The 9,357-nt window shown below is 66.3% G+C and carries 7 protein-coding genes; 1 reads left to right on the forward strand and 6 read right to left on the reverse strand.

The features are described from left to right. Window positions 1–28 precede the first annotated feature (28 nt). Window positions 29–1,270, forward strand: a complete 1,242-nt coding sequence (locus BCUN_RS05005; RefSeq protein ID WP_081895548.1) for a S8 family serine peptidase — start codon at window positions 29–31, stop codon at window positions 1,268–1,270. A gap of 70 nt (window positions 1,271–1,340) precedes the next feature. On the opposite strand, the gene pepN is transcribed toward BCUN_RS05005, so the two are convergent. From pepN to BCUN_RS11850, 6 genes are all read right to left on the reverse strand, one after another. Continuing rightward, window positions 1,341–3,965, reverse strand: coding sequence for an aminopeptidase N (pepN, locus tag BCUN_RS05010; protein ID WP_033517286.1), 2,625 nt, complete (start codon window positions 3,963–3,965; stop codon window positions 1,341–1,343). A gap of 41 nt (window positions 3,966–4,006) precedes the next feature. Next, window positions 4,007–5,989 carry a ribonuclease J gene (locus BCUN_RS05015; RefSeq protein ID WP_033517284.1) on the reverse strand — a complete coding sequence of 661 codons (1,983 nt, stop codon included), beginning with the start codon at window positions 5,987–5,989 and terminating at the stop codon, window positions 4,007–4,009. Window positions 5,990–6,117: 128 nt separating this feature from the next. Continuing rightward, window positions 6,118–7,023: a 4-hydroxy-tetrahydrodipicolinate synthase gene (gene dapA / locus BCUN_RS05020; protein ID WP_033517282.1), complete on the reverse strand. Its 906-nt coding sequence runs from the start codon at window positions 7,021–7,023 to the stop codon at window positions 6,118–6,120. 157 nt (window positions 7,024–7,180) lie between these two features. Further along, window positions 7,181–7,933, reverse strand: coding sequence for a 4-hydroxy-tetrahydrodipicolinate reductase (gene dapB / locus BCUN_RS05025; protein WP_033517280.1), 753 nt, complete (start codon window positions 7,931–7,933; stop codon window positions 7,181–7,183). 322 nt (window positions 7,934–8,255) lie between these two features. Next, complete coding sequence (locus BCUN_RS05030) at window positions 8,256–8,849, reverse strand: hypothetical protein (protein WP_162178412.1); 594 nt, start codon at window positions 8,847–8,849, stop codon at window positions 8,256–8,258. 45 nt (window positions 8,850–8,894) lie between these two features. Next, window positions 8,895–9,357 (reverse strand): zinc ribbon domain-containing protein (locus tag BCUN_RS11850; protein ID WP_156100128.1); only part of this gene is annotated, 463 nt, incomplete at its 5' end.

The raw sequence follows: 9,357 nt of genomic DNA on the forward strand, positions 1-9,357 counted from the left end.
CGGATACCGATGCGCGGGAGGGGCAGTGATGGGCCGGGCGCGCGCATGGCGGCGGCTTCGGTTGCGCGCGACGGCCATGGCATCGGCCGTGGCGTGCGCGGCCGCCATGCTGGCGATGCCGGTCGCCGTGCCGACCGCACTGGCCGATGGGGAGTGCCAGGCGGGCGTGAAGAACTACGTGATGACCCGGCCGTGGACCAGCGACCTGTTCGAGCTGGAGACGCTCCATGAACGGGCTACCGGGGCGGGGGTGACGGTGGCGGTGGTTGACTCCGGCGTGGACGACGACAATCCGCACCTGAAGGGCGCCCTGCTGGAGGGCGCGAGCTACGTGGACCTCGACAAATCACATGGCATGGAGGACACGTACAACCACGGGACGATCATCGCGGGCATCATCGCGGCGCGAAAAGTGGAGGGGTCCGCGGTGGAGGGACTGGCGCCGGGTGTGCGCATCATCCCGATCCGTGTCTTCGAAGCGCTGCGCGAGGAACAGGGCCACACGGTGGGCGCCCCCTCCATGGAGACCGTTGCCGAGGGCGTGCATCTGGCGGTGGAACGCGGGGCGAAGGTGATCAACGTGTCGATGAGCGACACGCGTGATATCCCGCAGATGCGCGAGGCGATCGAGTTCGCGGAGTCGCATGGCGCGCTCATCGTGGCCAGTGCCGGCAACAAGCTGACCGCGTCGAATACGAAGGACGGGACGCGCTACCCTGCCGCCTATCCGCAGGTGCTGGGCGTGACCGCCGTGGACACCTCCCTGGCGCCTACCGACGATTCCGTGCACGGTCCGCAGGTGGACGTTGCCGCCCCCGGCATGTCGGTCGCCTCCACGATTCCCTCGGGCTTGGACTGCGTGTTCAGCAGCGATGCCGCCTCCGCCAGCTACGCCACCGCCTACGCCAGCGCGCAGGCCGCCCTGATCGCCGAACGCTACCCCGACGAGACGCCCGCCCAATGGCGCCAGCGCATCAAGGCTACCGCGAACCGCGTCGACCCCGACCGGCGTACCGACGAAGTGGGCTGGGGCGTGATCGACCCCCTGAGTTCCCTGGAGGTCGAACTCGGCGACGGCCTGCGCGGCCCCGACCTGGAAGGCAACGCCTCCGAGCAGGTTGCGCAGACCACCCAGTCCAAGCCCGTCCTGCTCGACCCCCTGGTGGACGGGAACGCCGGAATGAAGCTCCTGGCGTCCCTCATGGTGATCGGTACCGCCGTGCTCTGTGCCGTGAGCTGGCTGTTGCCTCACCGACGTAAGCGCTCATAGGCGCATAATGCCCTCTAAGAAATTGTTCATTTTTTTGAACAATTTCTTAGAGGGCCCTCATGGGACGCGCTCAGGCGTTCAGCTCCCCCAGGCTCGCGTTGAACTCCGCCACCATCTGCGTACGGTGCGAAGACTCCACGTTCGCCTTGATCAGGCGCTGCAGCGCATTGTCCGCATCCTGATGCGCGGCGAGCCACGCGTCGCCGGCCTCGGTCAGCTTCGCCGGGTCGGCGTAGCGCGGGTAGAGGCCTTCGAGCAGGGCCTCGGCCATGTGGAAGGTGCGGTTGGACCAGATCCAGTCGGCGTTCTCGAAGTACTGGTCCACGTAGGCGTCGGCCAGCTCGCTGTTCGGGGTGCCGGCAAAGCCGCCGGCGACGGCCTCGAGCTGCGAGTTGGTCAGCGTCTCGTCGTGCACCGCCTCGTTCCAGGCCCAGTCCTTCGCGTCCTTCGTGGCGCGCGCGGCACGGGCGCCGAGGGCGAACTCGCGGTTCTCCGTGGTGTCCTTGCGCTTGAGCTCGGCGTCGATGTCCTGCTCGTCGATCGCGTTGACCGCGGCCAGCGCGTGCGTAAGCGTCCAGCGGAAGTTGTTGTCCAGCTCCAGGCCCTCGAAGACGAGCGAGCCGTCGAGGATGCCGCGCACGTTGTCCGCAAAGCGGGAGTCGCCCTCCACGCCGTAGCTCAGGTAGGCGCTGACCAGCTGGAACTGCGTGTCGGAACCGGCGGGCGCCTGCATCGCCAGGGACAGCAGCGCGTCGGCCACGCGGCTGGCGGTCTTCGCACGCTGGGCGGGGTCGGTGTAGTGCCACACGGTGGTCGACAGGCAGCTCAGGGCGTAGCGGAAGGTGGTGGACTCCGTCTCCGTGCCCAGCAGCTTGAGGGTGGTGTCGATGAAGTCGCGGGCGGCGAGCTCGGCGTCGCGGGTCATGTCCCACAGCGACAGCCAGATGACGGCGCGGGTCAGCGCGTCGTCGAAGCGGTACAGGTTGTCGAGGGCGAAGGCGAGCGAGTCGTCGTCGAAGCGCAGCTTCGTGTACGTCAGGTCGTCGTCGTTGGCCAGCAGCAGCGCGGGGCGCGGCTTGCCGACGGCGTCGGCGACCGGTGTGGCGGCGCCGTCGACGTCGAGCTCGATGCGGTCGGTGCGCACGACCTTGCCAGTGGACTGGTCCTCGTCGTAGAAGCCGATGGCCAGACGGTGCTCGCGCAGCACCGGGTGCTCCTCGGGCGCGGTCTGCTTGAGCATGAGCGCGGCGATGGTGCCGTCGTCGGCCACGGCCACGTCGGTGGCGATGGTGTTGATGCCGGCTTCCTCCAGCCACTGCTTGCTCCAGGTGGCCAAGTCGCGGCCGGAGGTGCCCTCCAGCTCGTGCAGCAGGTCCGCCAGGGTGGCGTTGGAGTAGCCGTAGCGGTTGAGGTAGTTGTGGATGCCCGCGAAGAACTTGTCGCGGCCCACGTAGGCGACGAGCTGCTTGAGGACGGAGGCGCCCTTGGCGTAGGTGATGCCGTCGAAGTTCACGTAGGTGTCGTTGAGGTCGTTGATGGGCGCCACGATCGGATGGGTGGTGCTCAGCTGGTCCTGGTTGAGCGCCCAGCTCTTCTCGCCGGAGCAGAAGGTGGCCCAGGCGTCCTTCCATTCGGTAGCCTCGGCGGTGGCGAGGGTGGAGGTGAACTCGGCGAAGGACTCGTTGAGCCACAGGTCGTTCCACCACTTCATGGTCACGTAGTCGCCGAACCACATGTGCGCGAGCTCGTGCAGCACGGTGACCACGCGGCGCTCGGCGAGGGCGTCGGTGACCTTGGAGGAGAACACGTAGGAGTCGCGGATGGTGACCATGCCGATGTTCTCCATGGCGCCCGCGTTGTACTCGGGCACGTAGATCTGGTCGAACTTGGCGTAGGGGTAGGGCACGCCCCATGTCTTCGCGTAGTAGGCGAAGCCCTTCTTGGTGATGTCGAAGAGATAGTCGACGTCCTTGGCGAAGTCGTCCTTGAGGGCCTGGCGGCAGTACTGCGCCATGGGCACGGTGCGGCCGTCCTCGTTCTCGTAGGTGGTGTGCCATTCGGCGTAGGGACCGGCGCAGATGGCGGTCAGGTAGGAGCTCATGGTGGGCGTGGGCGCGAAGGTCCAGCGCTTGGTGGTCTCCGCCGGGTGGGTGCCCAGGGTGCCGTCCATGGTCATGGCCTCGAGGTCCTGGGTCCTGGACACCGGCATGTTGGAGGTGACGATCCAGGAGGCCGGGGCGGTGACGGTGAAGGCGAAGACGGCCTTGAGGTCGGGCTGGTCGAAGACGGCGTAGACGCGGCGGGCGTCCGGCACCTCGAACTGGGAGTACAGGTACACGTTGCCGTCCGAGGGGTCGACGCTGCGGTGCAGGCCCTCGCCGGTGGTCGAATAGCGGCACAGCGCGGTGACGGTGACCTCGTTGCGGTCCTTGAGGTCGTTGAGCTGGATGCGCGAGTCGTCGAAGACCTCCTCGGGCGCGACGTCCTGGCCGTTGATGCGCACCGCGGTGACCTCGTCGGCGATCAGATCGAGGAAGGTGCTGGTCCCCTCCTTGGCGTTGAAGGTGATGGTGGAGGTGGACACGAAGGTGGTGTCGCCCTGCGTGAGGTCGAGGTCGACGTTGTAGCGGATCGGTCCCTTGACGATGGCCTTGCGCTCTTCCGCCTCGATGCGCGTGAGGTTGGCTCCTGGCATGTGGTGTCTCTTTCTTCTTACGGTGGTACCGGTTGGTTCGGTCAGTCGTTGTAGCTTTCCATGTTCTCCATGTCCGCGGCGACGTCGGCCACGACGGGCACGATCATCGGCTTGCGGTGCAGTTCGCGCGCCACCCAGCTGCCCAGGGTGCGGCGCATGATCTGCTGGAGCTTGTGCACGTCCTTCGTGCCCGCCATCATCGCGTCGCGCAGCTGCTCGACGATCTGGTGGCGCACCTTCTCGAAGGCCTGCTCGTCCTCCGCCACGGCGTTGAGGTACACCTTCGGCCCGGAGACGACCTCGGCGGCATCGGTGTCGACGACGGCGAAGCAGGAGACAAAGCCTTCGGAGCCGAGGATGCGGCGCTTCTCGAGCTCGTCGTCGGTCAGTTCGCCCACCGAGTCGCCGTCCACGTAGATGTAGCCGCAGGGCACGGAGCCGACGATCGCGGCCTTGCCGTGGTAGAGGTCGATGACGTCGCCGTCCTGCGCGAGCACCACGGACTGCGGGTCGATGCCCGTCTTCACGGCAATCAGGCCGTTGGCCACCAGGTGGCGGTTCTCGCCGTGGATCGGCATGGCGTTCTTCGGCTTGACGATGTTGTACATGTACAGCAGCTCGCCCTCGTTGCAATGGCCGGAGACGTGCACGGCCGCATTGTCGCGGTTGACGACGCGCGCGCCGAGCTGCACGAGCTTGTTGATGACCTTGTACACGCCATGCTCGTTGCCCGGGATCAGGGAGCTGGCGAGGATGACGGTGTCGAACTCGTTGATCTGGATGTCACGGTGGTTGCCGTCGGCGATGCGCCCCAGCGCGGCCATCGGCTCGCCCTGCGAACCCGTGCACATGTACACGAGCTTGTTGTCCGGGTAGTCCTTGGCCTGCTTCAAGTCGACGACGGTGTCCTCGGGCAGGTGCAGGTAGCCGAGGTCGGCGGCGATCGCCATGTTGCGCACCATGGAGCGGCCGACGAAGACGACCTTGCGGCCGTACTTGTGCGCGGCGTCGACGACCTGCTGCACGCGGTGCACGTGGCTGGAGAAGCTGGCGACGATGATCTTGCGGGTGGCGGTGGCGAAGACCTGGTCAAGCGCCGGGCCGATGGAGGTCTCCGGCTTGACGAAGCCGGGCACCTCGGCGTTAGTGGAGTCCATCATGAGCAGGTCGATGCCCTGCTCGCCGAGCTTGCCGAACTCCACGAGGTCGGTGACACGGTGGTCGAGCGGCAGCTGGTCGAGCTTGATGTCGCCGGTGTCGATCAGGGAGCCGGCGGGCGTGCGCACGCACACGGCCAGCGCGTCCGGGATGGAGTGGGTCACGGAGACGAACTCGAGGTTGAAGGGGCCGACCTTGAGCTTGTCGCGGCCGGAGACCTCGGTCATCTTCGGTTCGATGCGGTGCTCCTTGCACTTCGCCTCCACGAAGCCCAGGGTGAGCTTGGAGCCGATGAGCGGGATATCGGGGCGCATCTTGAGCAGGTAGGGCACGCCGCCGATGTGGTCCTCGTGGCCGTGGGTGAGCACGAGCGCGTCCACCTTGTCGAGGCGGTCCTTGATGTAGTTGAAGTCGGGCAGGATGAGGTCGACGCCCGGCTGCTCCTCCTCGGGGAAGAGCACGCCGCAGTCGATGAGCAGGATGTGCCCGTTGTACTCGATGACGTTCATGTTGCGGCCGATCTCGCCTAGGCCGCCCAGCGGCACGATGCGCATGGAGCCCTTGCGGTACTTCGGCGGGGCGACGCGCGTGGCGTCGGTGGTGTCCGAGGTGGCCAGCTGGCGGGTGGTCGCGGCCTTCGTCGCTTTGCCCTTGGCGTTCTTGGCGGTGCTGCGGCGGGTGGAGGTCTTCTTCGCGCCTTCCTTGGCCGTGGACTTCGTGGAGCGCGTGCGCTTGGCGGTCTTCGGCTCGGCGGCTTCCGCGGCCTCCGCGTAACGCGGGTTGCCGCCCTGTGCGGCGGTGTCGGTGATGGCCTTGCGGCGCTTGGAGCCGCGCACGTGCGTGGCCTGTTCGGTGTTCTCTGTCATATTCTGTTCGGTTTCTCTTGAGGTGCCACGCGCCTGTGCGCATGGCGACGTTGTCAATGCAAGCGACCCGCGTGCCGCTGTGCGGGCGCGGGTCGTCATCGTGCCTGGCGCGGCCGTCGCGGTGCACACTACAGCAGCCGGGACGCCTTGAGTCCCTCGCGCACCGTCTCCAGCTGTGCGGCGTTCGGGCCGACGTTCGGCAGGCGCATCCGCGTGCAGTCAAGCAGTCCGCGCACGTGCAGCGCCGCCTTCGCCATGACCGCCTGGAAGCCGGTGCCGTTCATCGCCTCGATGGCCGGCGCGATGCGGTTGGCAAGTTCCTGGGCGCGCTTGATGTCCCCGCCGTTGAAGGCGGCGGCCAGTTCGGCCATGGGGCCGGCGGCGGCGTGCGCCACCACGGAGATGATGCCCACGGCGCCCACGGACAGGAAGGGCAGGAAGAGCGCGTCATCGCCGGAGTACCAGGTCAGGCCGGTCTCCATGCGCTTGCGCACCGCGCCGGCGATGTCGCCGGTCGCGTCCTTCACCGCGCGCACGTGCGACAGCTCGGACAGGTGGCAGTAGGTATCCAGGGAGATGCGCACGCCGGTGCGGCCAGGCACGTCGTAGACCACGATCGGCTTGTCGGTGGCCTCGTTGACGGCACGGTAATGGTAGTAGATGCCTTCCTGGGAAGGACGGGAGTAGTAGGGGCAGACGACGAGCACGGCGTCCGCGCCCGCTTCCTGGGTCTGCTCCACCATGCGCACGGTGTGCGCGGTGTCGTTGGAACCTGCGCCGGAGATGACCGGCACGTCCACCACTTCCTTGACGGCTCGCACCAGGTCGACCTTCTCGTCCATATGTGTGGTCGGCGACTCGCCGGTGGTGCCGTTGACGACGATGCCGTCCGCGCCGTCCGCCACCAGCTGTTTCGCGATGCGCTGCGCCGCGTCGTAATCGACGGCGCCGTCCGCCTTCATCGGGGTGACCATGGCGGGCAGTACGCGCCCGAACGGTGCTGGATCGAGCAGATGAATGGTTCCGTCAGTCATAGTTGTAAAGGTACTGTGATGTTCGGACGGTTCGTGCTTCCTGAGAAATCTCTCGTTTTTCCGTGACTTTCCCAGGACGCGGGCCGCCCGGGCGGCCCGTCCTAGAAAAGTCACGGAAAAACGAGAGATTTCTCAGGAAGCACGAACCGTCCGCAGACTACAGGTCCAGGAAGTGGTCCAGGCCCACGGTCAGGCCGGGGAAGTCGCCGCTGTTGACCTTGCGCACGGCCAGGAGCACGCCGGGCATGAAGGAGCCGCGGTCGAAGCTGTCGGCACGGATCGTCAGCTGTTCGCCGGCGTTGCCGAAGAGCACTTCCTCATGGGCGTTCAGGCCGCGCAGACGCACGGCGTGCACGTGCACGCCGTCGACGACCTGGCCGCGCGAGCCGCCGTCGGTCTGCGTGTTGTCGGGCACCGGGCCCAGGCCGGCCTTGGCGCGTGCCTCGCCGATGCCCTGCGCGGTGTGGATGGCGGTGCCGGAGGGAGCGTCGACCTTGTCCGGGTGGTGCAGTTCTACGACCTCCGCGGATTCGAAGTACGGTGCGGCCAGGCGCGCGAAGTGGTCGGCGAGCACGGCGGAGATCGCGAAGTTCGGGGCGATGAACACGCTCTGCAGCTCATTGGCGGTCGCCTCGAGCGCCTCACGGACCTGTGCGAGGCGGCCCTCGGTCCAGCCGGTGGTGCCGACCACCACGTCGACGCCCTGGCCGACGAGGGTGAGCACGTTGTCCAGCGTGACGGACGGCACGGTGAACTCTACGACCACGTCGGTGTTCTCCGCGGTGATCTGCGTCAGGTCGTCGCCCGCGTCGAGCGTGAGTGACAGCTCCATGTCCTCCGCGGCCTTGACTGCCTCCACTACGTGAGATCCCATGCGCCCGCGGGCGCCCACGATGGAAACCTTGATCATGTTGTCCTCCTGAAGCTCGAAAACCACTCCCCCGAGCCTACCGCTACCCCGGTAAGAAATTGTTCATTTTTTCGAACAAAATCTAGGGCGCACCCCGGCACAAGGCGGGGTGCGCCCTAGATTTTGTTCGAAAAAATGAACAATTTCTCACTGCGCGTCATACGGTTGGGTCGGAACGGGCAGGGCGCGCGCTATGTAGTCGTCCATGCCGGGGACCGTGAAGGCGACCTTGCATAGATCAGGCCGAGCTCGATCAGCTGGGCGCGGATGGAGCTTACCGAGGATGCGCTGCGGCCCAGTCAGGCCGCCACGTCGGCACTGTTCACTTCCTCGCCGCCGATGGCAGCCAGGTAGTTACGGCCCATCTCGCTGGCACGCTGCCATCGGGACACGTACAGTCCCTGGTCGAGTGCCTTCCATGCCTTGGGCATGCCGTCGTGCACCGCCTCGATGGCGATGGGGCGCTGTCGGATGCGTTCCACGTGGCGCTGCCGTACGCCTGGATGAAATAGGGGTAGCCGCGCGACAGGCGCACGAGCTCGCGCAGTGCATCATCCGTGAAATGCCGCCCCGACTGCTCGGCCGGCTTGCGGAAGCCCTCCGCCGTGGCCTGGTCGTCGAGCATGCCCAGCGTACGGTAGTCGAACAGCCGCTCGACGTAGGAACGTACGCGCGTCAGTACGCCAGGCAGGTTGGACAGCCCCGCGCCAATGATGAAGAACGGCAGGTTGCACTGGCCCATGCGGTGCTGCACGCTCAGCAGGAGCGCCATCAGGTCCGGGGCCATTCCCTGGAACTCGTCGATGAAGAGGAACAGGCCGAGGTTCTCCTTACCCAGCTCGGACACCATGTCCTCGATGAGGATCTGCAGCCGCATAAGGTCACTGTCCGACCGTTCCTTCGCCGCAGTGTCCACTTGCGCCTTCAGTGGGCCGAATCCGATGGACAGGCTGCGCAGTAGCTAGTTTTGTACCAAAGCATGGTATTTGCTAGTTCCGTCCGTCTCCCCGTTGGCTGTTGCGGTTCGATGGGCGCCCGGAGCGCCTGTAACGTCCGGGACCGCGCCTTCCATCGGCCTGTTCCAACGGTGTTGGAAGCGTTGGTCGAGTAGTTGGCGGGTGTTGGTGCGCGCCTTGGGGCCCATGTTGTCCGGTTGCTGCCACGAACGTCGTGATTGGATGACACGGGCCGCGTTGATGTCGGCGTGCATGGTTTTGCCGCAGAAACGGCAAGCATATCTGGCTCGGCTGGGCCTGTTGCGTTTACTGGTGTAGCCGCAGCCGGAGCATTCCTGTGACGTGTATTGTGCGGGTACCTGTTCGACTTGGATGCCCGCGCTTTCCTGTATGGATTCGAGTTTGCGCTTCAAGACGGCGCGCCCGGTGCGGGTGATGAGCCGGTTCATGCGCCTGCTCATGCCGCCT

Source organism: Bifidobacterium cuniculi, from assembly GCF_000741575.1.
Lineage (GTDB): Bacteria > Actinomycetota > Actinomycetes > Actinomycetales > Bifidobacteriaceae > Bifidobacterium > Bifidobacterium cuniculi.

Coding starts and splice junctions, on each gene's coding strand:
- BCUN_RS05005 (WP_081895548.1), top strand. CDS start 29: ATGGGCCGGGCGCGCGCATGGCGGCGGCTTCGGTTGCGCGCGACGGCC.
- pepN (WP_033517286.1), bottom strand. CDS start 3,965: ATGCCAGGAGCCAACCTCACGCGCATCGAGGCGGAAGAGCGCAAGGCC.
- BCUN_RS05015 (WP_033517284.1), bottom strand. CDS start 5,989: ATGACAGAGAACACCGAACAGGCCACGCACGTGCGCGGCTCCAAGCGC.
- dapA (WP_033517282.1), bottom strand. CDS start 7,023: ATGACTGACGGAACCATTCATCTGCTCGATCCAGCACCGTTCGGGCGC.
- dapB (WP_033517280.1), bottom strand. CDS start 7,933: ATGATCAAGGTTTCCATCGTGGGCGCCCGCGGGCGCATGGGATCTCAC.